This is a genomic window from Olleya sp. UBA1516, assembly GCF_002323495.1.
Lineage (GTDB): Bacteria > Bacteroidota > Bacteroidia > Flavobacteriales > Flavobacteriaceae > Olleya.
Genome location: NZ_DCQO01000005.1, coordinates 61109 through 88055 on the forward strand (window position 1 = coordinate 61109; position 26947 = coordinate 88055).

The following is a 26947-nucleotide window of genomic DNA, read 5'->3' on the forward strand; positions in this document are numbered from 1 at the left end:
TAATTTACTTTCTTGTGCAAAAATTAAAAACTATGGACTTTACATTTGATGTTACGCTAAAAAACAGAGCAATTTTTAAACAATTTTTAGAGACTTTTACGCTAGAGCAATTAAATAAAGTCCCAAATGGTTATAGTAATAATATTTTTTGGAATATTGCGCATACTGTTGTAACGCAACAGTTGCTAGTGTATAAGTTTTCTGGGTTACCTTTGGTTGTTAGTGATGCACTTGTTGAGGCATACAAAAAAGGAACAAAAACAGAACGAGCGGTTAGTCAAGCTGAAGTTGATGAAATAAAGGATTTACTATTTAGTACTATTGAAAAAACTGAGGAAGATTATAAAAACGGAGTCTTTAAATCTTATCAAGAGTATACTGTGTCTACAAAAAGTACATTAAAAAGTGCAGCAGATGCTATCGTATTTAATAGCTTTCATGAAGGGATCCACTTGGGTTACATCCTAGCGCTCAAAAAAAATATTTAGTAGTTAATATATTGATCTACTACGGTAAAAGGTATGGTAAACTCTAGTAACTGTGTGTTGACATGACCTAAGTCAAAATTGTCGTATATTATAATTACTCCGTTGTCATTAAAGCCAATGGTTTCTGGTAGTTTAAAGTCGCTAGTGTCGTTGTTTATGCTTGTGTAAGTAGTCATTAACTCCTTGTCATAATACTTTTTGACAATAGCTTTAAAAGCGTCAATATCGTTAATAAGCTCTTTTGTTGTTAATGATTTTCCATTGGTTAAATCAAAATTAAAAAACTTAAACTTTAAGTTGCTACTTGCAGCTCCTGTGTTGATACTTCCATTCATGGATATACAAACTAACGCTTCGTTTTGGTAAGATACTTCTCCATCAATTAAAGCTTCCCATCTTGGAAATTTACTGTCAAAATCGGATAAAAATGATTTATTAAAATTAGTGTAAGCCTCGTTAAATGCTGCAATGCTTTCTTCAATAGTTTCTTTTTTACTTTTAGCACTATCTATATTTAATATCTGACAAGCAAAATTGTTAAGTGTAGCATTTATGTTTTTTGCAGTTTTGGTTTTACCATTTGCTTTAGGCAAAACGATTTCTACAAAGGTTTCTTTTTCTTTGGATATTTGGGTTTCAGAAAAAGTAATAGTCTTGTCTTTTTGACAAGAGGTTGTCATTATTAAGCAGTAAACTACAGTAATAAGTAACGATTTAGAGTTGGATAAAGTGTTAAACATAGACTAAAGATATTGTTCTAGTTTGAATACAGCGAATTAAAAACTATTTTTATTGTTAACAAAAGTTTTCTTCATGAAATTTAATACAAAAACAATACATGGTGGTCAAAAACCTGATCCAGCTTATGGTGCAGTAATGCCACCAATATATCAAACATCAACATATGCACAATCAACACCTGGAGGTCATAAGGGTTTTGAGTATTCTAGAAGTCATAACCCAACAAGGCAGGCTTTAGAAAATGCATTTGCTAGTTTGGAAAATGGCAATTTTGGATTAGCATTTGGATCTGGATTGGCAGCTATTGATGCAGTTATAAAATTATTAAAACCTGGAGACGAAGTTATATCTACTAACGATTTGTATGGTGGCACCTACCGTTTGTTTACCAAAATTTTTGAAGGCTTTGGTATTAAATTTCATTTTATTGGTATGGATAATGCTGCTAATATAGAAAAGTACATAAACGCAAATACTAAATTAATTTGGGTAGAAACACCAACTAATCCAATGTTAAATATTATTGATATTGCTGCAGCTTCAAAAATTTCCAAAAAGCATAACATACTATTGGCAGTCGATAATACGTTTGCTACACCTTATTTGCAGCAACCTTTGGATCTTGGAGCAGATATTGTTATGCATTCTGCAACTAAATATCTTGGTGGACATAGTGATTTGGTCATGGGAGCTTTGATAGTAAAAGATCACAACTTGGCTAAAAAACTATATTTTATACAAAATGCTAGTGGAGCAATCTGTGGTCCTCAAGATGCTTTTTTAGCTTTACGCGGAATAAAAACATTACACGTTAGGATGCAGCGTCACTGTGAAAATGGTAAGGCTGTAGCCGAATTTTTAAAGTCGCATCCTAAAGTAGAAACGGTCTATTGGCCAGGATTTGATACGCATCCAAATCATACCATTGCTAAACTACAAATGAGAAATTTTGGAGGTATGGTTAGCTTTGTTACTAAAGGAAATAATTATGATCAAGCTATTAAATTTGTTGAAAACCTTGAAGTATTTACACTAGCCGAATCCCTAGGTGGTGTCGAGTCACTGTGTGGACATCCAGCAAGTATGACGCATGCTAGTATACCAAAAGTAGAACGCGAAAAAATTGGTGTTGTTGATAGTATGATAAGGCTAAGCGTTGGAATAGAAGATGCTGAAGATTTAATTAATGATTTACAACAAGCCTTAGGTTGATATCTAGGTTGTAAACATAAAAACGGTCAAGTTTTTAACTTGACCGTTTTTTATATTGTAATTTGATTAATTAATCAAGGTAATAAATGTATCCAACATTTAACCAGACTAACCAATCATTGTATTTGTTATATTCTAACTGGTGGTTTAAACCATCAATCCAATCGTTAAAATAATATTGACCTCTCAGGTCTAACATTAAGTCAGAAATTGTATTTAATTTATATCGTACACCTATACTAGATACAACAGACCAAGTGCTGCCACCACTAATGTCAATAGGGTTTTCTAAAGGAGGTCTAGACCAAGGGTTATAAAAATTATTTAAGTTATTAATATTTCCAGGATCACCTTCGCCAAGGTATGACGTACTAACTTTAGGATTAAAAGATACATAATGCGCACCTAAACTAACAAATGGAGCAAATCGGTAACCAAACGCTTGAAAAGATCTAATGCTTAACGGAAAATACTCTATTTGCATTCCAATATCAAAGTTATTGGCTTCACCAGAGTGTGCTCTTAATCTATCTGCATCAGCACTAGTTTGTTCTGGTTGCACAAATAAACCAAGATGATCTAATTTAGTCTTGTTATAAGAAATTTCGGTACGTAATTTAAAGTGATCGTTAAAGTAATTGTCTGTAGTGTAGCAATTACAATCTGCTTGATAAGCAAAATTAATATAATGCACCAATCCAATACCAAAACCTGTGTTACCAGAGTTAGTCGAAAAATCATTACGTTCTCCAAAATCAGATTTAAAAGCAACAGGTCCAGTAATTATCCCAATTTCATGAGAGAAGCCTAACTGAGAAAATGCGTTACTAGTACTTAACAATATAAGTATGACTAGTATCAATTGTTTAAGGTTAAACATAATAAGGCTATGGTTTAGAGGCTATTTATTAAGCAAATATATAAAATCACGACGAACATACAAATTTTACAGATAACACGTAGTCTTTTATTTTAAATTTTAATATTTAGTAATTCTACTATAACGTTTGCGAAAATTAAAAAAAAATAGGTGTACAAATAAAGATAATGTATCTTTGTATCACATTTTTATGGATTGTATAACACTATCGTAATTATTTACATAATGAAAGATAAAATTGAAGCATTTTTAGATTTAGTAAAACAAAAAAATGGCAATGAGCCAGAGTTTTTACAAGCAGTACACGAAGTTGCAGAAACTGTAATTCCGTTTATAGAAGAAAATCCAAAATATCAAGGTAAGATGTTGTTAGAGCGTATGGTAGAGCCAGAACGCACAATAATTTTTAGAGTACCTTGGATTGATGATAAAGGAAATACACAAGTTAACAGAGCTTTTAGAGTTGAGTTTAACTCGGCAATTGGACCATACAAAGGTGGATTACGTTTTCATCCATCAGTAAACCTAAGTATTTTAAAATTCTTAGGATTTGAACAATTATTCAAAAACTCTCTTACAACTTTGCCAATGGGTGGAGGAAAAGGAGGAAGTGATTTTGACCCTAAAGGAAAAAGCGATAACGAGGTCATGCGTTTTTGTCAATCTTTTATGACAGAATTATTTAGACATATTGGAGCAAACACAGACGTGCCAGCTGGAGATATAGGAGTTGGTGGACGTGAGATAGGATATATGTTTGGACAATACAAACGTTTAAAAAACGAATTTACAGGAGTATTAACTGGTAAAGGATTATCTTATGGTGGATCTTTAATCAGACCAGAAGCTACTGGTTATGGTACAGTATACTTTGCAAAAAACATGTTAGCAACTAAAAACGATTCATTTGAAGGTAAGACAGTTGTTATCTCTGGATCAGGAAATGTTGCACAATATGCTTGTGAAAAAGCAACCGAGTTAGGAGGTAAGGTAGTAACTATGTCAGATTCTTCTGGATATATTTATGATAAAGATGGTATCGATGCAGATAAATTAGCATATATCATGGAAATCAAAAATGTTAATAGAGGTAGAATTAGTGAATATGTAGATAAGTATAGCTCAGCAACCTTCCATGAAGGAGAAAGACCTTGGAGTGTTAAATGTGATATTGCTATGCCATGTGCTACGCAAAATGAGTTAGACAAATCTGAAGCTGAAACTTTGGTAAATAATAATGTTATTGCTGTTGCAGAAGGTGCAAACATGCCAACAACACCAGAAGCAATTGAAGTGCTTCAAAAAGCTAAAGTATTGTTTTCTCCAGGTAAAGCATCTAATGCAGGAGGAGTTGCTACTTCAGGTTTAGAAATGAGTCAAAACTCTTTACGTTATAATTGGACTAGAGAAGAAGTAGATGCTAAACTAAATCAAATCATGGATGATATACATGCATCTTGTGTAAAATATGGTACTCAAAAAGATGGAACCGTAGATTATGTTAAAGGAGCAAATGTTGCTGGATTTGTTAAAGTTGCAGACGCTATGTTAGCACAAGGAGTCGTTTAAGATTTTATTGTAATTTTTATAAAAACCCCTTAGTTGCTTAATGTAACTAAGGGTTTTTCTGTTGTATAAAACAGACACACAATACAATAAATTATAGTATTTTTGAGTTTTATTAATTTACTTTTATAAATGTCTAAAATCAAAATAGTTTTCAATCTGTTTGTTATAGTGCTTAGTTGTCTTTTTGTGGTTAAGACTAATGCGCAAGATTTTTCTGACTCTTGGAAGGGTCATTTCTCATATTTAGACATTAAGGATGTGTCTCAAGGAAGCACTAAAATTATTGCTGCTGCAGAAAATGCTGTATTTATTTATGACAAAAACACTAATGTAATAGATAAACTTTCTACAATTAATGGGCTATCTGGAGAGACTATTTCTGCTATACAATATATAGAGGACAGTAGTTTGATACTACTAGGTTTTGAAAATGGTTTAATTCAAATTTATAAAGAAAGTGATAATACTATTTTATCTGTTGTAGATATTCTTGAAAAGCCAACAATTCCACCTAGTGATAAAAAAATTAATCATTTTAATGTTTTTGATGGCAAAGCATATATTGCTACAGATTACGGAATTTCTGTTTACGATATAAATAATTTAGAGTTTGGTGACACTTATTATATTGGTTCAAATGGTACGCAAATAGTTGTTTCGCAAACCACTATTTTTGAAGATAAAATTTTTGCAGCAACCTCTATAGGTATTAAAAGTGGAGCATTGTCAAATCCAAATTTAATAGATTATCAAGAATGGAACCATTTAGTAGGGTTTTATTGGTTAGGTATACAGGCAGTTGGTGATAAATTGTTTGCGACAAGAACAAATAGAAGTGTTTATGAATATACAACTAGTGGTGTTCAGCTTAAAGCAACTTACCCAAATAATATTGTAGATATTAGAGCTTTTGACAATCAATTAGTTGTTACTACAGAGAAAGAAGCTAATGTATATAATCCAGAGGGATTTGTAAATTTAGCACAAGTAGGAAACATACCAGAATATATTACTAAGTACACATGTGCTGTAATTGATGAGACTAATCAGATTTACGTAGGTACTGAAGGAACACTTTCAACAGCTAAACCTGGTTATGGTTTGTTAAAAACAAATGTTACTGATACCTCTATTCAAGAGGAAATACATCCTGACAGTCCATTATTAAATAAGTTTTTTAAAATAAAAACTTTAGCAGGTCATATTTATGGAACACATGGAGGTTATGATTTTTCATATAATCCTTATGCAATTACTACTAGAAAATCTGGGATTAGTCATTATTTTGATGATGCTTGGCAAAATATTACCTACGATTCTATTCAGCCAATTACTGCTTTTCCATGGTCTTTTTCTCATATATCTATTAATCCATTTAATCCTAACTTAGCATATATTAGTTCTTCTGTATATGGCGTCTTAGCTTTGGAGAATAATGAGCCAACGGAATTTTTTAACGGAGAAAACAGTACTATACAACCCTTTTTTACAGACAATCACTTTGTTTTTGCCTCAACTTTTGATGAAAACGGAACTTATTGGGTGTTAAATGCAAGATATGATGCACCTTTAAATAAGTACAAGGATGGTGAGTGGACTTCATATAGCTTTTTGGATTTAATGAATCCAGCTACGAGTAATAATGGTTTTTCTTCTATCGTATTTGACTCTAATAATAATATTTTTATGGGTACACACCAATATGGCCTTGTAGGGTTTAATGAAAATGGAGGAAATTATATTTTTGAACATGTTGTAGATGCAGAACAGAATATGCCATCACCTAGAGTAAAAGCAATAGCAATTGATCGAAATGGTCAACTGTGGTGTGGTACAGATTCAGGGTTAAGAATTGTGTATAATACAGAGCAATTTATGTCAGGATCTCCAGAAGTTGATAATATTGTGGTGTTAGATGATGGTATTGCTAGAGAGTTATTATTTCAACAATACATAACAGATATCGAGGTAGATGGATCTAATAATAAATGGATTGCTACTTTGGATACAGGTTTGTATTATTTTTCGTCAGACGGTCAAGAAACCATCTTTCATTTTACAAAAGATAATTCACCTTTACCTACAAACGATGTTTTAGATGTAGATATTGATAGTGTAAACGGTATTATATATATAGCTACAGACAAAGGTATGGTGTCCTTTCAGTCAGATGCCTCTAAACCTAAAAGTACCTTAGAAGATGCTTACGTATACCCAAATCCAGTACGACCTAATTTTAATATCCTAACCGAGAAGGTTAAAATTAGAGACATATCAGAAAACGTAAATATTAAAATTGTTGATATTGAAGGCAATTTGGTAGCAGAAGCAGAGTCTAGAACAAACTCTAGATTTAAAGGTTATAACCTTGAAATAGATGGTGGTACAGCACTCTGGAATGGTAAAAATTTAGGAGGAAATATTGTGGCATCTGGTGTTTATCTAATCATGCTAAACGATTTAGATACCTTTGAAACTAAAGTGTTAAAAGTGATGGTGGTTAGATAATGTTAACAACAACAAACGCTATTGTTCTCTCAAAACTTAGATTTAAAGATAACGACTTAATTGTTAAGTGTTATACTCAAAAACAAGGTGCGGTTAGTTACTTGCTTAAAGGGGTTTTATCCTCCAAAAAAGGAAATAAAAAAGTAGCTTACTTTCAATCGTTATCTCAACTCCAATTAAACACAGACTACAAGTCTAATAGGTCGCTGCAATATATAAAAGATGTAAAAACAGATTTTTTGTATACTTCACTTCATACAAATATATTAAAAAGTGCAATTGTAATGTTTTTGGCAGAAATCTTAGCTCAGGCATTACAAGAAGAAGAACAAAATGATGCACTTTATAGATATATACAAATCACATTACAGTGGTTAGATGCTAATGATAGTTATTCAAATTTTCATCTATTATTTCTTTTGGATTTAACTAAGTATCTTGGTTTTTATCCAGATCAAACAGAGATTGATACAGCTTCATATTTTAATTTAATGGATGGCGAGTTTCAGCATGAAAACAATTCTAAATATGCCATTACTGGCGAAAATTTAACACTATTAAAACAGTTGTTAGGCATGACATTTGATGATATAAAAACCATTAAAATTAGTGCAAAACAGAGGCAATCATTTTTAACTATAATTTTAGTCTATTTTGAACTACATTTAGGCAACTTTAAAAAACCAAAATCTTTACAAATCCTCAATGATGTTTTTAATTAAAAATATGAAATTATTATTAAGTTTATTACTAATAACTTTTTTTACACTTTCCTTGTCTGCTCAATCAATTACAGTGATTGATATAGACTCTAATCAACCCATTGCAGGCGTAGCTATTTACAATAAAAGTCAATCCAAAAGTCAAATTACTAATATAGATGGTATGGCTGATTTAAGCAATTTTAATGCTTCAGAGGTGCTATTCTTTCAGCATATTTCACACACAATACATCAAGTTAAAAAAAGTAATATTACTAATAGTAAAGTCTTCCTTGAGTCTAATGAACAAGGTTTGGACGAAATTGTTATTTCTGCCTCAAATTTTGGACAAACAAAAAGGGAGATTCCTAAAACAATAGCTACCATAAATGCCAAGGATATAAGCTTTACTAATCCTCAGACTAGTGCAGATTTATTAGAGGGAACAGGTCAAGTATATATACAAAAAAGTCAATTAGGAGGTGGTAGTCCAATGATAAGAGGTTTTTCTACCAACAGATTACTAATTACTGTGGATGGAGTAAGAATGAATAACGCTATTTTTAGAGGTGGAAATCTTCAAAATGTTATTTCTATAGATCCTTTATCTATTCAAAATACAGAGGTAACTTTAGGTGCAGGTTCTATTATTTATGGTAGTGATGCAATTGGTGGTGTAATGAGTTTTTATACTAAAAAACCTGAGTTTTCTTATACAGATACGCTTAACGTAAAAAGTAATGTATTGATGCGTTATGCCACTGCTAGTAAAGAAAAAACGGGACATATTGATTTAAATTTTGGTCTGAAAAATTGGGCGTTTTTAACTAATGTTAGTTACACGGATTTTGGAGATTTAAGAATGGGTAGTCATGGTCCTTCAGAATATCTAAGACCAGAGTTTGTAGTGACAAATAATAATCATGATGTTGTAGTACCTAATGATAATCCCAAAATTCAGAAAACAACAGGTTATGATCAAATTAATGTTATGCAAAAGGTTAGTTATAAAGCTAACGATGATTTAGATTTTGATTTAGGATTGTTCTATACCACAACCTCTGATTACTCAAGATATGATAGGTTGATACGTTATAGAGGTGATGATTTAAGATCTGCAGAATGGAATTATGGACCACAAAAATGGTTTATGTCTAATTTAAGCGTTACAAAAAGAAGCAGTAATGCAACGTTTTATGACAACATAAAAACAACTTTAGCTTATCAAAATTTTCAAGAAAGTCGAATGGATAGAGATTTTCAGGATACTGATAGAAATGTTAGAGAGGAGTCTGTGGATGCGGTTTCGTTTAATATAGATTTTGAAAAAGAACTAAGCACGACATCAAAAATATTTTATGGTTTTGAATATGTATACAATAAAGTAGGATCAATTGGTTTTACTGAAAACGTAGAGAATAATACTACTTTAAACACAGTGTCTCGTTATCCAGATGGTGCCACTTGGCAAAGTGCAGCTCTTTATGCTAGCTACAAATTTAGACCAACTAAAAAGTTTGTTTTTCAGACAGGTTTAAGATATAATACGGTAATCCAAAAGGTAGATTTTACAGATAATAACCAGTTTTTAGATTTACCATTTTCAGAATCTAATAATACCGCAAATGCTTTAACTGGGACTGCAGGTGTAACGTTTGTGCCTAATGAAACATTACAATGGAAATTTAACTTGTCCTCTGCTTTTAGAGCACCAAATGTTGATGATACAGGAAAGGTATTTGACTCAGAACCAGGATCTGTTGTAGTGCCAAATGATGATTTAGACCCAGAATATGCCTATAGTGGAGAGTTAGGTTTAAAGTTAAATTTTGACAAAGTGGTTATTTTTGATATGGCAACATATTATACTTATTTGGATAATGCTTTGGTTAGAAGAGATGGTACTTTAAATGGTGAATCACAGATTATCTATGATGGCGAGCTAAGTAATGTGCAATCTATGCAAAACGCTTCTAAATCTTGGATATATGGTTTTGAAGTTGGAGCGCAAGTTAATTTTTCGGATGCTTTTAAATTAACATCCCAATACAATATTATTGGTGGTACAGAGGAAACAGATGGTGTAGAAGTACCAGTTAGACATGTTGTGCCTAATTTTGGAAACACACATTTAGTATGGCAAAAAAATAAGGTTAAAGTAGACGGTTTTGTTAATTATAATAATGCGTTGTCATTTGACCAATTAGCACCTTCAGAAGCTGAAAAAGATTACATATACGCATTGGATCAAAATGGTAAGCCTTACTCACCATCTTGGTACACTTTAAATTTAAGAACGCAATACGAAATTGGTGATGCTGTAGTGGTGTCTGCTGCTTTAGAGAATATTACAGATCAACGCTACAAAACGTATTCTTCAGGGATTGCGGCTCCAGGTAGGAACCTGATAGTCTCCTTACAATACACATTATAACAAAAAAAACCTCAATGTAAATATTGAGGTTTTTTTATAGTTTATTTTTTTAAAGCTTTTTTACTAAGTATTATGCCATTACTTAATTCAATTTGTGCAATATAAGCAGTTGGATTAAGATTTGTAAGGTTGTAAGTTTCGGTGTTATTTTCTCCTTTTAAATTGTATAACAATCTACCCAACATATCATAAATTTTTATAGATTTTATGGTCAGGTCTTTGTTGTTTAATGAAAACGTCACAGTATCATTCTGGTCTTCGTAAATAATTAAATTCTCAGATGTAATAAGTGTTTCGTTAACAGATAAACTAGGTTGATTAAATACAATTTCAAATCTATTATTAAATTCACCTGCTTCTGCAGTAAATGAATAATCTCCTGCATTTAAATCTTGATAAGTGTTAGTAAGATTATCTTTTAAGTAAATCGTGTTGTTTGATAAAAATTCACCTTGAAACTGATTAATAGATATAGTATAAATTGTTGGTGTATTAATGTTATTGAAAAAACCTAGGTTTATAGTTTCGTTTAAATCTAAATCGCTTGGTGATTTACCTTGAATTGCTAATTTTTTTGAGTCACTTGGTAATACTGAGTAAAATGAAAAATCAGCAATGGTTGCACCATTTTTTTTAGCATCGTAATATGCTCCATCATTGGCAGCAGTTGCACCAGGAACATAACCAATAACTGTTTGGTTAAACAAACCTGTATCTGTTGTCATATTTAACCATAATTTGTTATTTGTAATTGTAGCTGTAGCTGAATTTGTATTGGATGCTCTAAAAAACTGAGTGTTATTATTTGTAACACGCATGGCATTATTAAAAGTAACAGTACCAGTTGTAGATGCAGGATTGTCTGAATATGTTACAAAAAAACCTTGACCAGAAGGTATGTGTCTAGTAGGTGTTATTCCGTCTCCACCAGCAAGTTCTGCTGTTCCATTAATTCTAGCATAGTCACTAAACGAAAAATTTAAGGCTTGATTACCATTAGCTGTACCATCAGGAGCTGTTGCGTGTGACCATAAATATAATTCGCCATCAAGTTTACCATTGGTTGGATTAGATAGGTAATTGTTTTCTGCAAAAAATAAATCAACATCAATAGCAGAAGGATATGGATTTCCTATTAAATTCCAGTTGGTGTCATTTGTTTCGGTATCATTTCTCTCAACAGGAACCGTTATATTTCCATTATTTAAAGTACCTCTAAATGAATAGCTATAACTACCAGCTCCAAAAATGAAAGCGTCTTGAGAATGTGTAGCAGTATAGCCAACGCCAGGAGCCATTAAATCGCTAGATCCTTTTAAAAACCAAACATCTCCATTGTCATCGATGTCATCTATTCCTGGACCATTAACTAAGGTGTTATCATTATTTGTTTCGTATTGTGAGTCAACAAAGTTTGCTGCGTTAAATTCAAATCGTCTATATTGACTAGATTGAAACAAGGCGTTGCCAAAAGTTTCGTTAGCAACAGGAGAACTCCAATAGGTGTATTCATACCATTGATTAATAAAGGACGTATTTCTTTCTACTACAGCTGCATTATCTGTTGTAAAAAAGGAACTGCCTGTATCATCATAAGTTGCAGAGTTGTCTACTTGTACAAAAGAGCCTGTATTTTGAATAGCTATACGACCATTATTTGTTACATCTGTAATAATTTGGACATACTCATTAGATGAAACGGTAAGATTAACTCCAGGATTTATAACTAGGCTACAAGCAGTAAAACTAGGTTGACCAACAGTACTAGTGTTATAGTTGCTAGCCAAAATAGCAGTGGTAGATCTGTTTGGAGTTGTTGGTAGCCAATTTGTGCCATCCCAAGTTACAGTTGAGGTGCAATTTTGAGTTCCCCAAATCTCAATGTTATCTATAGCTATATCCTCTTGACCTTGATTAAGTCTAAATCTAATACTAATATCCAAAAGGTTACCAGTTCCGGTAATGGGTCTAGTATGTTGTGTAAAAGTATCTGTAATTGCTACACCATCACCAATACCATCAAAATCAGTATCTATTAAAGGCGCTCTGTTTGCGCCACCATTATCATTTTCTATCCATAATAAATCAGAGTTGGTTCCGCTATTATCAATATTGTAAGTAAATCTTACACTGTCATTATTATCCCAATGTTCTGTTCTAGTTCCACCGTTAGTAGTTTGGTCGTCTTCCGCTAAGTGTACTCTAAATTCTAAGTTTGTATAATTACTTATGTCTATATTTTCAATAAACAGTCTAGCAGGTAAAGGTGCACCTTCACCATCTGTGTCTTGTGCTGCAAAGTAAAAGCCTCCTTGTAAATTATTAAATAAGACTCCATTTGGACCATGGTTAAAGTCTGTTCCGTCTGTTCTTAAAAAGTAGTCGCGACCATTGTCTGTAAATTCGGTAATATTAGTCGTGTAGCCACCAGGAGTTTCAAAATTTAATTCGGCGATTTTAGTTTGTGATAAACAGAATGAAACGGTAAGTAAGCATACTATTAAATGTAAAGATTTAACTTGCATTGAGGGTTTTTTAAAAAGATTATAGCAAGCTAAATATAGTTTGTAAACTTTTTTAGAACAAAAAACTCCAACTTTATTAGTTGAAGTTCTTTTTTCTATGATAAAGTGTAAGTTGTAATTACTGTTTGATAGCTTTTTTAGAAATTAATTGGCCATCACTTAATTGTATATGTGCGATGTAGGAAGCTTGACTTAGGTTTGAAAGATTATAAGTTTCAGTATTAGAGTTTCCTTTTAAATCATATAATAATCGACCTAAAACATCATATATTTTAATAGACTTTATGGTTAAGTTTTGACTTGTTAAGCTAAATGTTATATCGTTATTTTTGTTTTCGATTATCGAAATATTTTGTGTTACACTTGTTTCTTCGTCAATGGAAAGGCTTGAGTCTTTAAACACAATTTCAAACCTATCATTAAAGGTGCCTGTCTCTGATGTGAAATTATAGTCGCTATTTGATAAGTTATGAAGACTTGACAATAAGTTGTCTTTTAAATAAACGGTGTTGTTGGATAAAAAGTCTCCTTCTAGTTGTGCTATTGAGAACGTGTATACCGTTGCTGTTGTAATATTTGTATTAAATCCTACAGGTATAACTTCGTCTATAGTTAAGCTCTCTGGAGCTTTACCTTGTATAGCTAGTTTATCAGAATCACCAGGAACTGAAGTAAATATTTCGGCAGCATTATTATTATAAAGTGTTTTGTTAGCGTCATAGGCTTTACTGTCTTTTCCATCTGTTGCACCATTTACATAAGCTACTAGTATTTGATGAAACACACCTGTGTCTGAGGTTAGGTTTACCCAAAGTCTGTTGCTTAATGTATTACTAGATCTAAAAAACTGGTCATTACTTGTGGCATCCGCAGTACGTAAACTATTATTAAACGTTACACTACTATTAGCAACTCCTTGTACAAAAAAGGCTTGACCAGATGGTATATAACTGGTTGGTATAATACCATCTCCTCCTGCTGTGTTACCACTTCCAGTTGTAATGATGGCGTAATCACTACTATTAAAATTTGCGCCTTGATTCCCGCTTGCATTTGCATTTGCAGGTGTATTGTGTGACCATAAATAAGCGACACCTTGTATAGAAGCAGCGTTATTAGTTAAAAATGCATTAGCATCTATTGCAGATGGATAAGGGTTACCAATTAAATTCCAGTCTTCATCTCCATTTGCTCCATTATAAGCAATTGGGCTAGTAATAATTCCGGTATTAAATGCGCCTTCAAAAGTGTAAGTGTATTGTGAGCCGACAGAAAAACCAATTGGCGAATGCATAGATATGTATCCAACACCAGGAGTCATTACTGTGCTTCCTGGTATTAATGCCCAATCATTTCCATCGTCATCAATTCCGTCTGGTCCAGGAGTAAAAGTATTGGTGTTATTGATTTCAGTTAGATTATCTAAAAAGTTAACAGCATTAAATACATAGCGTCGACTTGGATTAGCAAAAGCTAAACCTTGTCCAATGGTAGTATTTTCAACTGGCGAACTCCAATAAGTGTATTCATAAATACTATTAAGTGGTGTAGTACGTTTGTTAACTAAAGATAATCCATCAGTATTTAGCGTAAATGTTGCTGCATCGTTATTCTGAACAAAGTTTCCTTGTGTTTCGATATATAATTCTCCGTCAACAACAACGTCATTTTCAATTTCCACGTAAGTGTTATTATTTACGGTTAATCTAAATTCTGTTCCAGAAGGATTGCTATTAATAGTTAAAGAACATGCGCTAAAACTACCAAAGGTTGCAGTGTCATAACTATCGTTTATGATTACTTTGGTGTTTAAGTCTGGAGTACCATTGTCCCAAGCGCCTAAAGTCCAAGTTGTTGTGCCTACGTTTATACGTGCTGCATTTGTGGCAGTACTACAAGATGCATCTTCAGTCACCTCGCAATAAAATTGGTAATCTTGTAGGTCTGCTCCTGCGATTGATAATGTGGTTGAGGTTTCTCCAGTGACTGTTCCTGGAGCAAAAGATGAACTAATTACACTAGTCCATCCATTAGAAACCGTATCGTTATAATACCATTGATATGTTAACGTTCCTGAGTTTCCTGGTGTTGCTGCTGTAGTAAATACAATAGCGTCGTTACAATTATTTATGTCTTGAGGCTGTAAGGTTATTGTAGGTGTATTAGTAAGTATTACAAACGTACCTAAGTTACTTGTGTCACCTGATGTTGCTGTTGTCCATTCGGAAGCATCAAATGCTGTATTTGGGCTAACCACGTCAGTATTTCTTCTATAGACATAACCTGTTGCACCAACTAGAGTGTCATGGAAGTCATCCACAACAACGCCTGTTGCTACTAATGTAAGTTCAAGCCTATCGTTGTCATTAAATCCTGCTGTAGAGCCACCAAAGATAAAATCATGTGCGCTTCCTGTGTCTGTACTGATCTTTCCTACTAATACTTGACCATCAGCTATTGTGCTTCCTGTTCCTGTGGCTGGGAATGTATAAGTGTGTGAACTGGTAGTGCTGGTTAATGTACCAAAACGATTAATTTCATATAATGTTAAATCGACAGTAGCTCCTGTTCCGTTAAAAATTTCAACATAACCTAAAGATCCTGATGAATTGTCATAGACTTCAGTCATCATTAATCCTGTAGTACTACCACAGCTTCCAGAATTATCAATTAATGTAAATGGTGTACTTGCAGGACAACCTAAATCATCTGTGATTTCAATAATTCCTGATGTTGCTCCTGTAGGAATTGTAACCTCCATTGTGGTCGCAGATAGATTATTAACTGTAGCAGCTAGTCCGCTTACAGTTGCTGTTGCTGTTGTTAAATTTGTACCTGTTATTGTTACAATAGTGTTTTCTGGACCAGATGTTGGTACTATTGTTATACTTCCAGGATTGCATAATCCATTACCTTGTACTGTAAACGTAAAAGGATTCTCGTCTAAATCGTTATTAGTAATTGTAATGGTAGCAGTTCTGGTGCCAGAAGCCATAGGCGAAAATGTTATTTCAAAAAGACCTGGTGGATTTTGATTTGGTGTGACCGTAAAAGGTGCAGGGTTTAAACTTATGGTAAAATCACCTGGATTAATTCCTCCAACAGCAATGTTGGCAATATCTAAATTAGCTGTTCCAATGTTTTGAATTCTATAAGACTTAGTTTGAGAGTTTCCTATGTTTTGAGCAGCAAATAATGTATTGTCTAAGCTGCTTGGTGTAATATCTCCATTAGCAATATCTGGAAAGGCTCCCAGATTACCTTCTACATTAATCTCTTGTTCTGGTGTAGTACCAGTACCTTGTAGTAAAATAGTACAAGTACCTTCATCTGCATCATTGTTGTTTATTGTAAGTGTAGCGTTTTTAACACCTATGGTCGTAGGCGTAAATCTAACAGTTACAGTTTGCGTACTACCTGCTGTAACAGTAAAAGGTGTTGCAGGTGTGACAATACTAAAGCTAGTTGCGTCTGTACCACTTAGTACTAAGGAAGCGATATCTAAATCTAAAGTTCCATCATTATCAATATCAAAAGTAATATCTGTATTAAATCCTGTGGCTTGCGATCCAAAAGCTATAGAGTAACCACAAGCTTGGTCTGTATTAGAGGTGTCAACTAGCTGTAATTCTGGAATAGAACAAGGAGAAATTAAAGTGTTTGCTCCAGGTGAACCACCTGTTGCAACTTCTTGCCAGTTACTACCAGTATTAGAGTTATCTAGAGTAGCATCAATAACATGTAATGTTGAGCCATTACCATTTGCTCCATCAGTACTGTTGAACACTACTGAGTCAACAATAGATGTTCCATTTGCAGCGTATAGGACAATAGTCTCACTTGTATTATTAAGGTTATTTGTATTATTAATCGAAGCACTTACACCATAATCTGACATGAAAGGGCAATCATTATTATATGATCCATCTCCATTACTACCTAGTGATACCGTAATACACGTACCAGCTGCAATACTTGTAGCAGCAGGAAAAGTAAACAATACACTTCCGTTATCTACAATATAGCTGTTTAAATCTTGCGCGATTCCAGACAAATTACATATTTCTATCCACTCATCATCACCACCAGAAGAGTTGTAAGATAATTCAGTAATAACAACATCTGCTAAAGGAGCTAAAACGTCTCCAGATAGTGCAACAGTTTTATTAGTTGCCAATGCGCTTGTAGCTGTTATATCTCCAGTATATGTGTTAACTGTCAAACCAGCAGCTAAGCGCGTGTAAATTGTGGTAGAAGCGACTGTTCCTGTTGTTGGAACTAAGCTTACTGTAGCGCCAAAACCGGAACCTGAAGTTGTTGAAATTTCATAATTAGTTGGTGCAGTAAGTAGTAAATTGGAGGTTAGTAAAAAACCTTCAGCAGTAAACGTTTGCTCTGTAGATGGACCTGCTCCAAGGGAATAATCTAATCCTGTTAAAGCTGTTGGATTTAATACAATTGTTGGTCCTGTAGGGGCATCTCCTTCTATTAAAACATCATCTATAACCCAAGTTTCGTTATTCGAGTTATTAGACATTTCAATTTTTATTCTAAGATTTGATGAGCTCGGTAGATTTGTGATTGATAAATAACTATAACCATCTGCAATACTGTATCCTCCAGTAGCTGGATTAAATACTGTGGTAGTATTGTTTCCATCGTAATTAATAGATGCAATACCTGTTCCTGCGTTAGTGCCACTAAATCCCCATTTAGCGTTGTTATTTCCGTTAATTTCTAATTCATCGGAGTAGGTTGTCCCACCATCAGTACTGATGGAAATTATTACATAATCTGAACCATCTGCACCATTACCTGAAGTGCCTGCAAATGATGCTAATCTAACACTAAAGTCAATATTAGAATAAGTTGAAGCGTCCACAGGAGAAAACTCTATTGTTCCCGTTGTGTTATTAATGCCAAAACCAGTAGTTGCAGAAACGTAGTTTGGTGTATTAGGGAAAAGCCCTGAGCCAATTATTGTTGTTCCTGCTGAATTTGTGTAATTTAAAGTGGGTAAACCACCATCAAAATCTTGCAGGCCAATTGTTGTTTGACTAAAAGTAAAAGTGATTGAAAATAGCAGTAATATAGAGAGTAGATTTTTTTTCATAATCAGGGAAATTGGTCAATCAGTTAGTTAAGTTGTTTTACAAACATAATAACGCACCATTAATTTAATCTTTAAAGTTTATTATTATAATGTTATTTTTAGCACATGAACATTACTAATACTTTTACTGTAGACGAAGCTAAAAAAAAGCTAGAGCATTATTGTGCGTATCAAGAACGTTGTCACCAAGAGGTTAGACAAAAACTAAAAAGTATGCATATGATACCTGAAGCAACAGATATTATAATTGTACACCTTATGGACCATAATTTTCTTAATGAAGAACGTTTTGCTAAATCTTTTGTTCGAGGTAAGTTTAGAATCAAAAAATGGGGTCGTCGTCGACTATTACTCGAATTAAAGAAAAAGGATATATCCAAATATAATGTAAATCAGGCGTTTAGAGAAATTGAAGAAGCGGAGTACATCGAAGTTTTTAATGATTTAGCCGAAAAAAAAGCACAAACTTTAAAAGAGACCGACAAATACAAGAAAAAGAAGAAGCTTATTGACTATTTATTGTATCGTGGGTGGGAAAATCATTTGGTTTATGATAAAGCCAATGAATTGATAAAATAGGACATAAAAAAACCTTTTAATGTATGACACTAAAAGGTTTTTTTATGATGTAATTTTAAGTGCTATAAGTTGAAAACAGCACCAACATTTACGGTAAATTGATTATGAATTTTTTCAGCAGGAGTTAAAATATCCGAATTGTATTTGGCAAACGTTGTTCCAAATTCTGAAAATATTCCAAAACCACTAGAGAAAAAGTAACGCATTCCTAAATGTCCACCAAAGTTTTTTAAACTTAAGCTAATACCAGGATATAAATCAAAATTATCACTAATGTTTAAAACGCTACCTAAGTTAGCATTAAAACGACCTTCAATCTCTACTCGATCTTCAAAATCTGCACTTAAACCATTATTTAAGTTTAATGCGTAACCAGTTACTACTCCAACAGATATGTTTTCGCCTAAACCATAGTCGTAAGTTACAGTAATACCGTTAACGTTATCCTGAAAGTTTGCTCCGATTTGTAATTTTTGATCGCCTTTTCCTTCAAAAGACTGAGCGTTTACTAATCCTATAGTTAGTAATACAGCTAATAAAAGTAATCCTCTTTTCATTTTAATTTGCTTTAAAGTTTTTGTTTGTATTAACAATGGCTTTATTGTTTTTCCAATTAATCCATTTTTGACCTTTAATACGTCGCATTAAGTTGTCAAAATTACGCATTATAAAGACATTGTATACTGCTTTACTTAAATTTTTTGGATTTCTGGCTATTGCACGTAGGCTCATGGAAAAACCTGGTGTTATGTAGCGCATGTAATGCCAATAGCCTTCTGGCATGTATAAAACTTCACCATGGTTTAATTGACATTGCCAACCTTTAGCATTTTTTAAAGCAGGCCATTTTGCAAAATCTGGATTAGAAAAATCTATATCTTCTCGTGTAATTAAAGCAAATGGGACTTTATATAAATGCTTGTTTTGTTGTTGATCAAATAAAATAACTTGTTTTTCGCCTTCAAAATGAAAGTGAAAAATATTTGCTAAATCTATATCATAATGCATGAAGGTGTAGCTGTCGCGACCTCCAAAAAAAAGCATAGGCAATCCCTTCATTAGTCTTAAACCAAAGTCTGGAAAGCTAAAATCCTTTTGAAGCTGAGGGACTTCTTTTAAAATATTCCATAAAAATATTCTAAATTTTGTTGGCTCGCGTTTAAGCAAATCAACATAGTCACTCATTTTCATTTTAGCGTGTGGCTCATTAAACCCATCTTTATGGTCAACTGGTCTGTCGTCATATAAAGGGACTGTTTTGTCTCCAGCAACTGTTTTAATATACTCTAAATTCCATTTAGAATATGCAGGCCAATCTGTTATAAACTGCTCAATAACAACAGGTTTTTGAGGCTTAAAATAGTTTTTAATAAATTCCTGTTTTGTTATTGTTTTAACTCTTGGTATGTCTTGAAGGTTTAAACTCAAATTTTTAAAATTAGGGTTCAAAGTTAATAAAACGTTACCAAAAAAAGTGTAAATGTTTGTGTTACACTTTAGTTAAAGTTAAAACGCATACCAAATAACACGTTACTTGGAGGCATTGGTGTAAAACCAGTTTCGATATAATCTGCATCAAAAATATTACTTGCAGTAGCTGTAAACTCTAATTGTTTAACAGTTAAAATTAAAGAGGCATCCCAAACATTATAGCTTTGTCCTGTTGTACGTTCGGCATGTTTATAGACGATGTTTTGTCTAACATTTTTAAATAATTGCGTGCTTAAGCGTGTTGTGTAATGATGCTTTAAAGTGTTTAAAGAGTATCGTGATAATTCTTTATTTTGATCTAAAATATCATCTTCTAAAAAGGTGTATCCAATAGCTAAGGATTGATTATAATCTGAAATTTTAAAATTGTAAGAGGCATCTACTTCAAACCCTTTGGTATTAACTTCTGCAATATTGGTCGCTGTATAAATAGTTTCAGTAGCATTAGGCCTAATAAAATCTATAAGGTTTTTTGCATCTCTGTTAAATAAAGCTATCGTTCCGGAAAAATTATTAGTGTTGTATTTTATACCAAGCTCTTGTGCAAACGCTTCTTCAGGCTCTAAATTAGCATTTCCAGAGGTTCTGAAATCATTATAAAATAGGTCTGTATAGGTTGGGATACGGTAAGTATAACCAATGTTTCCGTAAAGCTTTATATTGTCGTTAACTTGGTAGCCAAGATCTAATCCAGGAAAGGCATGAAATTTAAAATCTGAAAAGTATGTTACTGCAATTCCTGGAGTGATATCTAGTTTATCCTCTAGGAATTTAAATTGGTGTTCTAAAAATAGGTTAGTCATAAATCGATTACGATTCCCTAAATTATTACTTCTAATATATATTTTAGAAACATCAACACCAAAACCAGTAACACCAGCTGTTGATGTATAAGATGCATTTACTTCTGCTCCCATTTTGTCAGTAATGTGAAGGTTTCTAAAAAATGAAGGATCCTCACGTTTTAGTAAAAATAAATCTTCGTTACGTTTCCAATAAATACGAGGTTTAATTTTAAGTTTTTCTGTATTAAAAGTTGTTGTAAATCCAATTAAACTGTTTTTAGTTTCTTCATATTCATTAAAAGCTGGATTGGTCGTGTAAAAGTTTTCTGCTCCAAATTTACGGTCAGAAAAAGTTGTAATCATCTCTATAGCTTGCGCTTTTTTGTTAAATACACTTTTTATAAAGTAGTTAGTATTGTCGTAGTCTGAGTTGTTTCGGTAACCCTCAGATGTCATTTTACCAACGTGAATAATGTGTGACGAGTTGTCCAATTCTGTGCCAACAGTAACACCTGCATTTAATTGACCAAAAGAACCAGTTTCTAAATTTGCCGAAACCGAATTGTTTAAATTAGTTTTAGTTACAATATTTATTGCTCCTGTAAATGCGTTTTGACCAAATACTCTAGCAGCAGGACCTTTTATAATCTCGATACGTTCAATAACCTCAATAGGTAAGGCTGCGTTCATGGTGTGGTGACCAGTTTGTGCATCGTCCATTTTTATACCATCAATTAATAATAATGTTTGGTCAAAACCACCACCTCTAATATATAAATCGGCTTGACTACCAGCAGTCCCACGACGTCTAATGTCTACTCCTGCAACTTGTTGTAATAGATCTGCAACATTGGTTGCTGCACTATTTTTTATGTCTGAAGACGAAATAACAGTAATAGTTCTTGAGTTTTCCTTAAAAGGAAGCTCAATTCTAGAGGATGTAATTATAACCGAGTCTAATTGCTGTTGTTGCTCTAAATCTTGAGCATAAGATGTTAAAGATAATAGCCCAATTAAAGTAAATAAGTAAGTAAATTTCATAATAAAATATATTCGCATTTTTTGCGATGCAAAATTCGTAACTTTCCGGATCACTAAAGTAGTCCAGTTTTAAAACAATGAGTAGTCCGGTTGAAGATATATTACAAACGTTAATTCATTTTGAAAAATCGCCAAACACTTCGATTTATATTCAGATAGCACAACAAATGATAAATGCTATCCAACGTGGTTATTTACAAGAAGGAACAGCATTACCAGGAACACGAAAATTTAGTAACTTATTTAGTATAAATAGAAACACTGCTGTTGCTGTTTATGACGAGTTAGCCTCACAAGGTTGGGTGGATATTATAGCTAATAAAGGTACTTTTGTTTTAATGCCAGAACGTAAGACTGCAACTATAAAAGGTGTTTTGCAAGGTGTGGAGCAATTAAAAACGTATCCAGAGGTTGCTGGATTTAGGTTTCAGTCGTCTTTTAATTTGGCGTCAACTGAAGAGTTTTCAGTTAGTAATTATGTGGTTAACGATGGGCAACCTGATTTAAGATTGCATCCAACTTATCAATTTTCTAAATGGTATAGTGCTTCCATGAAGCGCACTTCCTTAATATCTAAATGGAATCAAACCCAAGAGCAATCCTACACAACTTTTAATATTCAGTTGTGTAATTATCTAAACGCGACGCGAGGTTTTTATATCAAGCCTAATAATATTGTAAGTACACGTAGTACAGAAATGAGTTTATATATCATTTCTCAACTATTAATACAGCAAAAAGATGTTGTGCTTGTTGGTAATTTAAGTCATTATAAATCTAATATGATTTTTCAGCAAGCAGGTGCAAATTTAATTACTATTCCTGTAGATGCACATGGTATTGATGTGGATTTTATCGAAAAAAACTTTACTAAAAATAGTATTAGATGCGTGTATGTGTGTGCACATAGACAATATCCAACAACAGTGACATTGACAGCAGAGCGACGTTTAAAATTATTGCAATTAGCTAAAGCCTATAATTTTGCTATAATTGAAGATGATTTTGATTACGACTTTCAGTTTGAAGGATCAGCAATGTTACCTATGGCTAGTGCAGATGTAGAAGGTGTGGTTATATACTTAGGGCGTTTAGGGCAGTCTTTTTTTCCTAGTTTTCAAATAGGGTTTGTAGTGGCTCCAGAAAACATTATAAATGAAGCTAAAAATTACCTACAAATTCTGGACAAACAAGGCGATTTAATTCAGAAGCAAATCCTGACAGAATTAATATCTGAAGGCGAAATACATAGGTTAATTAAAAAAAACATAACTATTTACAAGCAACGACGTGATTATTTATGTGCTTGTTTAATGACTCATTTTAAAGATGATGCTACTTGGCAAGTTCCTACAGGAGGTTTAGCGGTTTGGATAAATTTTAAGCCTCGTATATCACTTATAAAATTAGCTGAAAAAGCAAAAACGTACGATTTATTTTTACCAAAAACCATATTGTATCAAAGCAAAACGGTTTGTGCTATACGTTTTGGTTTTGGGCATTTAAACGAGACTGAAATTGAAACCATTGTTAATATTTTAAAGCGTTGTTTTGAGGCGCTAAGGCATCCATCGATTAATTAATCTGTATAAACTTTTGTACCATGATCTTTGTACTGCTTTTTATCCATCCACTTAAAGTCGCCTGCTTTGGTTGCATCAAGCATGTTGGCGTTTAAGGCATCTGCAAGTAGTAAGGCAAGGTTAAAGGCTTCTTTTTTATTTTGTGTAGTGCTAGCTTCAATTTTTTTATTATTTGTGCAAAAAAGATTGATAGCATAAATGTTTTCTGTAATGTTTGTGGATGCTGTGCTAACCCAAACCGCTGTGGTTAAGTTAGTTGAAAAAACAGAAACATAATCTATTTTTGGAAGCGGTAGCCATTTACCAAAGTTAAGACCTAAAATGGAGTAAGTTTTTCTGTAGGTATTTGATTTTAAATCTATTTGACAGCCCTCCGTTTGTAATAATAAAATGCTAAATGCTATAGGTACAATGCCATATATAAGACCTGAAAATACAATGTACAAACACAGTATTGCAATTGTAATACCAAGGATGGTTTTCCATATTGGTACTTTTTTAATGTAGTCTACGGTATATTTCATTTAAAAAAAATCTATTTAATATCAAATTCCGTGTTACAATTAGCACATCTGTATTTATCTTTTGAATAGAAGGGAAGTGTACCAGAGATAAACCCGAATATAAATGCGAAAAAAGATTTTAAACTTGTAATTGTAGAAAACAATTGTACTTCTGTACTATTACAATTTGGACAGTGTATTGCTTTGCCTTCATCATCAATAGAGTATTTATTAATACTCTCTAATATGTGCTGTGCTTGCATAGCATCTGTAGCCAAAACTTTTAATTTAACACCACCTATTGCATTGCTAACCAATGGGTCTGTGTCAATAGTAATATTGTCACTTAAAAAGACTTCAATACCTTCAGACTCTAACCTTCCCTTTATTATTTGGGCTTCTGATGAGTACTGGAATTTAGCTATAGTTTTAAAGGTTTGAGACATAGACTATTGATTTGATGTTTTTGTTAAATATACGACGTGTTGTTTCATTTTTAAAATGAAATTAAAGTAAAGAATAATCTATTTTATAAATATTATTATTGTTTTTCGATAATTTTATTATATTTGTTATTGTTAAACGATAATAATAATGAAAAAATTAAGTATTTTAAAAGTTATAGTAGACTTTTTTTGGATAATCTCACTTCCATTAATTCCTGTGTTATTTATTTTTATTGGCTTTGTAATATTTGATAATAGTTTGGAAGGGTTTCCTATTAAAATAAATAATATTGAGGTTACAAGTTTTGATGGTCTAAGCAAAGCTATTTTAATAACCTTAATGTGCTCTTATTTAATTTTAATGTATTGTGTGTTTTTATTTAAAAAGGTGTTGAGGTATTTTACTAAAGTTAATTTATTTGACAATGTTGTAATTTACAATCTAAATAACATTGGTATTTGGTTAGTGGTCGCTGCTTTTTTACAAGGTGTTCCAACTTTTATTTATAAAATTTTGTAAAAACAGAAAGTAGAACTTGAAATTGGTTTTAGTTCTTTTTTAATAATGCTTTGTTTTGGGTTATTTTTTATGGTGCTAAGTGAAGTGTTTAAGGTCGCTAAGTATACAAAACAAGAAAACGATTTAACTATATAGCCTATGTCCATAATAGTAAATCTTGACATAATGCTAGAAAAGCGAAACATGAAAAGTAACGAGTTGGCTGAAATTGTTGGTATAACCACAGCTAATCTATCCATACTTAAAACAGGTAAAGCTAAAGCTATACGTTTTTCTACTTTGGAAGCTATTTGTAAAGCATTAGACTGCCAGCCTGCAGATATTTTAGAATATATTGAAGACTAAAAAAACCTCACTGATATAAAATCGGTGAGGTTTTTTATTTATAATTTAATAGTAAAGTTATTCGGTCTTACTATCCTCTATTGTAGCTTCTTCAATACTTGGTTTATCTTTTCCTTTTAAATATTCTGGTAAGTCCATTCCGGCCATATTAAACATGTCTTGTAAAGGTGGGACAGATTTGTACATTCCAGATAAGAAGTTAGCAGTAGACGATTTTCCATCGTCACCACTTCCGCCATTCTCCCAAACCGTAACCTTGTCAATTTTAATATTTTTAATAGCTTCTGCTTGCGTTTTAACTAATTCTGGTAACTTATCAGCAATTAGTAATAGTACAGCGTCTTTAGAGTTGTTTCCTGCAGCCTTTACAATTTGTTCCATACCCGCAGCTTGCTTGGTTAAAATTTCAAATTGACCTTGTGCTTCGGCTTGTGCCTTAAATAAAATAGCATCCGCTTCCCCTTTTGCAATTCTTCTAATATTTTCAGCTCTAGCTTCGGCATCAATTTCAACTTTACGTTTATCAATTTCAGCAGGGACAATAATATCTGCCATTTGAGATGATCGCTCGCGCTCCGCTCTAGCAGATTCTGCAACTTGCTCAGCAGCATAAGATTCTTCTAGCGCTTTGGCAGTTTGTACTTTCTCTGATGCTACAGCGACACGTCCAGCTTCAGCTTCACGTTGACGACGTAAAGAGTCTGAGTTTGCTACTGCTATTTTAGCGGTATTTTCTCCTTCTACAGCTTGTGCATTAGCTGCTGCAACTTGCGTTCTTTCGTCTTGTACAGCATTAGCTTCTCCAATGGATCCATCTCTGTTTTTTTCGGCTACAGATTTACGTGCAGCATTTATGGCATGTGCGGCTGCTTCTTTTCCTAAAGCCTCAATATAACCAGACTCATCAACAATATCCGTAATGTTAACGTTAATAAGTTTAAGACCTACTTTCTTTAATTCAGACTCAACACTTTCAGAAATATTAGTTAAAAATTTATCTCTATCACTATTAATTTCTTCAATATCCATAGAAGCAACAACTAAACGCAGTTGACCAAAAATTATTTCTTGTGCCAATTCTTGTATATTATCTTGGTTTAATCCTAATAAACGTTCGGCAGCATTTTGCATAATACCTGGCTCTGTAGACACACCAATAGTAAATCTTGAGGGTACATTAACACGGATGTTTTGTTTTGATAGAGCGTTGACTAGATTAACCTCAATTGATATTGGTGTTAAATCTAAAAATTGATAATCTTGTATTACTGGTAAAATAAAGGCAGCACCACCATGTATACATTTGGCAGATTGTCCACCTCCAACTTTACCATAAACCACAAGTATACGGTCAGAAGGACAGCGTTTGTAACGTCTTATTAAAACAATAAAAAATAAGAAAATAAATAGTACAGCAGCAATAATAGCTACCGGGAATCCTAAATTTAAGGAGTCTTGGGTGATTTGTAAAGTCATAGGTTTA

General features: G+C 32.9%; 21 protein-coding genes. 11 read left to right on the forward strand and 10 right to left on the reverse strand.

The window, feature by feature from the left end; all coding sequences use genetic code 11:
* Nucleotides 1-32 precede the first annotated feature (32 nt).
* Nucleotides 33-488 carry a DinB family protein gene (locus tag B2989_RS01555; RefSeq protein ID WP_292943142.1) on the forward strand — a complete coding sequence of 152 codons (456 nt, stop codon included), beginning with the start codon at nucleotides 33-35 and terminating at the stop codon, nucleotides 486-488.
* Here B2989_RS01555 and B2989_RS01560 read toward each other — a convergent pair.
* Nucleotides 485-1228 carry a PdaC/SigV domain-containing protein gene (locus B2989_RS01560; RefSeq protein ID WP_145005523.1) on the reverse strand — a complete coding sequence of 248 codons (744 nt, stop codon included), beginning with the start codon at nucleotides 1226-1228 and terminating at the stop codon, nucleotides 485-487. The two genes, B2989_RS01555 and B2989_RS01560, sit on opposite strands and share 4 nt — an antisense overlap.
* Nucleotides 1229-1301: 73 nt before the next feature.
* Between B2989_RS01560 and B2989_RS01565 the strand changes: the two genes are divergently transcribed.
* Nucleotides 1302-2441, forward strand: a complete 1140-nt coding sequence (locus B2989_RS01565; RefSeq protein WP_292943145.1) for a cystathionine gamma-synthase — start codon at nucleotides 1302-1304, stop codon at nucleotides 2439-2441.
* A 70-nt stretch (nucleotides 2442-2511) separates the two neighbouring features.
* Here the strand turns inward: B2989_RS01565 and B2989_RS01570 are convergent, their stop codons facing one another.
* A complete protein-coding gene (locus B2989_RS01570; RefSeq protein WP_292943148.1) occupies nucleotides 2512-3321 on the reverse strand; it encodes a THC0290_0291 family protein in 810 nt (269 codons plus the stop codon).
* A 225-nt stretch (nucleotides 3322-3546) separates the two neighbouring features.
* On the opposite strand from B2989_RS01570, the gene gdhA reads away from it, so the two are divergent.
* The 4 genes from gdhA to B2989_RS01590 all read left to right on the forward strand — a co-directional run bounded on the left by gdhA (nucleotide 3547) and on the right by B2989_RS01590 (nucleotide 10533).
* Nucleotides 3547-4890, forward strand: a complete 1344-nt coding sequence (gene gdhA, locus B2989_RS01575) for an NADP-specific glutamate dehydrogenase (protein ID WP_292943151.1) — start codon at nucleotides 3547-3549, stop codon at nucleotides 4888-4890.
* A gap of 129 nt (nucleotides 4891-5019) precedes the next feature.
* Nucleotides 5020-7398, forward strand: coding sequence for a two-component regulator propeller domain-containing protein (locus B2989_RS01580; protein WP_292943154.1), 2379 nt, complete (start codon nucleotides 5020-5022; stop codon nucleotides 7396-7398).
* The gene (recO, locus tag B2989_RS01585) at nucleotides 7398-8120 is read left to right on the forward strand and encodes a DNA repair protein RecO (protein WP_292943157.1); all 723 of its coding nucleotides are present in this window, start codon (nucleotides 7398-7400) and stop codon (nucleotides 8118-8120) included. The genes B2989_RS01580 and recO overlap by 1 nt, the downstream gene beginning before the upstream one ends.
* 4 nt (nucleotides 8121-8124) lie before the next feature.
* Nucleotides 8125-10533 (forward strand): TonB-dependent receptor, encoded by a 2409-nt coding sequence (locus B2989_RS01590; RefSeq protein ID WP_292943160.1) that lies wholly within the window; start codon nucleotides 8125-8127, stop codon nucleotides 10531-10533.
* Between the two features lie 41 nt (nucleotides 10534-10574).
* On the opposite strand, the gene B2989_RS01595 is transcribed toward B2989_RS01590, so the two are convergent.
* Both B2989_RS01595 and B2989_RS01600 read right to left on the reverse strand, forming a co-directional pair.
* A complete protein-coding gene (locus B2989_RS01595; RefSeq protein WP_292943163.1) occupies nucleotides 10575-13058 on the reverse strand; it encodes a T9SS type A sorting domain-containing protein in 2484 nt (827 codons plus the stop codon).
* Between the two features lie 118 nt (nucleotides 13059-13176).
* Nucleotides 13177-18171, reverse strand: a complete 4995-nt coding sequence (locus tag B2989_RS01600) for a choice-of-anchor D domain-containing protein (RefSeq protein WP_292943165.1) — start codon at nucleotides 18169-18171, stop codon at nucleotides 13177-13179.
* A 105-nt stretch (nucleotides 18172-18276) separates the two neighbouring features.
* On the opposite strand from B2989_RS01600, the gene B2989_RS01605 reads away from it, so the two are divergent.
* A complete protein-coding gene (locus B2989_RS01605) occupies nucleotides 18277-18750 on the forward strand; it encodes a regulatory protein RecX (RefSeq protein ID WP_292943167.1) in 474 nt (157 codons plus the stop codon).
* Between the two features lie 62 nt (nucleotides 18751-18812).
* Here the strand turns inward: B2989_RS01605 and B2989_RS01610 are convergent, their stop codons facing one another.
* From B2989_RS01610 to B2989_RS01620, 3 genes are all read right to left on the reverse strand, one after another.
* Nucleotides 18813-19307 carry a DUF6646 family protein gene (locus tag B2989_RS01610; protein WP_292943170.1) on the reverse strand — a complete coding sequence of 165 codons (495 nt, stop codon included), beginning with the start codon at nucleotides 19305-19307 and terminating at the stop codon, nucleotides 18813-18815.
* Nucleotide 19308: 1 nt separating this feature from the next.
* Nucleotides 19309-20178, reverse strand: coding sequence for a cupin-like domain-containing protein (locus B2989_RS01615; protein ID WP_292943173.1), 870 nt, complete (start codon nucleotides 20176-20178; stop codon nucleotides 19309-19311).
* 68 nt (nucleotides 20179-20246) lie between these two features.
* On the reverse strand, nucleotides 20247-22067 hold the full coding sequence (locus B2989_RS01620) for a TonB-dependent receptor plug domain-containing protein (RefSeq protein WP_292943176.1): 1821 nt from the start codon (nucleotides 22065-22067) through the stop codon (nucleotides 20247-20249).
* Nucleotides 22068-22144: 77 nt separating this feature from the next.
* On the opposite strand from B2989_RS01620, the gene B2989_RS01625 reads away from it, so the two are divergent.
* Nucleotides 22145-23650 carry a PLP-dependent aminotransferase family protein gene (locus B2989_RS01625; RefSeq protein ID WP_292943179.1) on the forward strand — a complete coding sequence of 502 codons (1506 nt, stop codon included), beginning with the start codon at nucleotides 22145-22147 and terminating at the stop codon, nucleotides 23648-23650.
* On the opposite strand, the gene B2989_RS01630 is transcribed toward B2989_RS01625, so the two are convergent.
* Nucleotides 23647-24174: a hypothetical protein gene (locus B2989_RS01630; protein ID WP_292943182.1), complete on the reverse strand. Its 528-nt coding sequence runs from the start codon at nucleotides 24172-24174 to the stop codon at nucleotides 23647-23649. The two genes, B2989_RS01625 and B2989_RS01630, sit on opposite strands and share 4 nt — an antisense overlap.
* A gap of 11 nt (nucleotides 24175-24185) precedes the next feature.
* Entirely contained in the window at nucleotides 24186-24599 is a 414-nt protein-coding gene (locus B2989_RS01635) for a putative signal transducing protein (RefSeq protein WP_292943185.1), read from the reverse strand.
* A 148-nt stretch (nucleotides 24600-24747) separates the two neighbouring features.
* Here B2989_RS01635 and B2989_RS01640 point away from each other — a divergent pair, with 148 nt between their 5' ends.
* From B2989_RS01640 to B2989_RS01645, 3 genes are read left to right on the forward strand one after another with little or no spacing between them, the layout of a single operon-like run.
* Nucleotides 24748-25119 carry a hypothetical protein gene (locus tag B2989_RS01640; RefSeq protein WP_292943188.1) on the forward strand — a complete coding sequence of 124 codons (372 nt, stop codon included), beginning with the start codon at nucleotides 24748-24750 and terminating at the stop codon, nucleotides 25117-25119.
* 21 nt (nucleotides 25120-25140) lie between these two features.
* The gene (locus tag B2989_RS15370) at nucleotides 25141-25254 is read left to right on the forward strand and encodes a DUF2975 domain-containing protein (RefSeq protein ID WP_414692206.1); all 114 of its coding nucleotides are present in this window, start codon (nucleotides 25141-25143) and stop codon (nucleotides 25252-25254) included.
* A gap of 3 nt (nucleotides 25255-25257) precedes the next feature.
* The gene (locus B2989_RS01645) at nucleotides 25258-25464 is read left to right on the forward strand and encodes a helix-turn-helix domain-containing protein (protein WP_292943191.1); all 207 of its coding nucleotides are present in this window, start codon (nucleotides 25258-25260) and stop codon (nucleotides 25462-25464) included.
* Between the two features lie 57 nt (nucleotides 25465-25521).
* On the opposite strand, the gene B2989_RS01650 is transcribed toward B2989_RS01645, so the two are convergent.
* Complete coding sequence (locus B2989_RS01650) at nucleotides 25522-26940, reverse strand: flotillin family protein (protein WP_292943194.1); 1419 nt, start codon at nucleotides 26938-26940, stop codon at nucleotides 25522-25524.
* Nucleotides 26941-26947 lie beyond the last annotated feature (7 nt).

Excerpts from the sequence above, each read along its gene's own strand:
- B2989_RS01555 (WP_292943142.1), top strand. The coding sequence starts at position 33 with ATGGACTTTACATTTGATGTTACGCTAAAAAACAGAGCAATTTTTAAA.
- B2989_RS01560 (WP_145005523.1), bottom strand. The coding sequence starts at position 1,228 with ATGTTTAACACTTTATCCAACTCTAAATCGTTACTTATTACTGTAGTT.
- B2989_RS01565 (WP_292943145.1), top strand. The coding sequence starts at position 1,302 with ATGAAATTTAATACAAAAACAATACATGGTGGTCAAAAACCTGATCCA.
- B2989_RS01570 (WP_292943148.1), bottom strand. The coding sequence starts at position 3,321 with ATGTTTAACCTTAAACAATTGATACTAGTCATACTTATATTGTTAAGT.
- gdhA (WP_292943151.1), top strand. The coding sequence starts at position 3,547 with ATGAAAGATAAAATTGAAGCATTTTTAGATTTAGTAAAACAAAAAAAT.
- B2989_RS01580 (WP_292943154.1), top strand. The coding sequence starts at position 5,020 with ATGTCTAAAATCAAAATAGTTTTCAATCTGTTTGTTATAGTGCTTAGT.
- recO (WP_292943157.1), top strand. The coding sequence starts at position 7,398 with ATGTTAACAACAACAAACGCTATTGTTCTCTCAAAACTTAGATTTAAA.
- B2989_RS01590 (WP_292943160.1), top strand. The coding sequence starts at position 8,125 with ATGAAATTATTATTAAGTTTATTACTAATAACTTTTTTTACACTTTCC.
- B2989_RS01595 (WP_292943163.1), bottom strand. The coding sequence starts at position 13,058 with ATGCAAGTTAAATCTTTACATTTAATAGTATGCTTACTTACCGTTTCA.
- B2989_RS01600 (WP_292943165.1), bottom strand. The coding sequence starts at position 18,171 with ATGAAAAAAAATCTACTCTCTATATTACTGCTATTTTCAATCACTTTT.
- B2989_RS01605 (WP_292943167.1), top strand. The coding sequence starts at position 18,277 with ATGAACATTACTAATACTTTTACTGTAGACGAAGCTAAAAAAAAGCTA.
- B2989_RS01610 (WP_292943170.1), bottom strand. The coding sequence starts at position 19,307 with ATGAAAAGAGGATTACTTTTATTAGCTGTATTACTAACTATAGGATTA.
- B2989_RS01620 (WP_292943176.1), bottom strand. The coding sequence starts at position 22,067 with ATGAAATTTACTTACTTATTTACTTTAATTGGGCTATTATCTTTAACA.
- B2989_RS01625 (WP_292943179.1), top strand. The coding sequence starts at position 22,145 with ATGAGTAGTCCGGTTGAAGATATATTACAAACGTTAATTCATTTTGAA.
- B2989_RS01630 (WP_292943182.1), bottom strand. The coding sequence starts at position 24,174 with ATGAAATATACCGTAGACTACATTAAAAAAGTACCAATATGGAAAACC.
- B2989_RS01635 (WP_292943185.1), bottom strand. The coding sequence starts at position 24,599 with ATGTCTCAAACCTTTAAAACTATAGCTAAATTCCAGTACTCATCAGAA.
- B2989_RS01640 (WP_292943188.1), top strand. The coding sequence starts at position 24,748 with ATGAAAAAATTAAGTATTTTAAAAGTTATAGTAGACTTTTTTTGGATA.
- B2989_RS01645 (WP_292943191.1), top strand. The coding sequence starts at position 25,258 with ATGTCCATAATAGTAAATCTTGACATAATGCTAGAAAAGCGAAACATG.
- B2989_RS01650 (WP_292943194.1), bottom strand. The coding sequence starts at position 26,940 with ATGACTTTACAAATCACCCAAGACTCCTTAAATTTAGGATTCCCGGTA.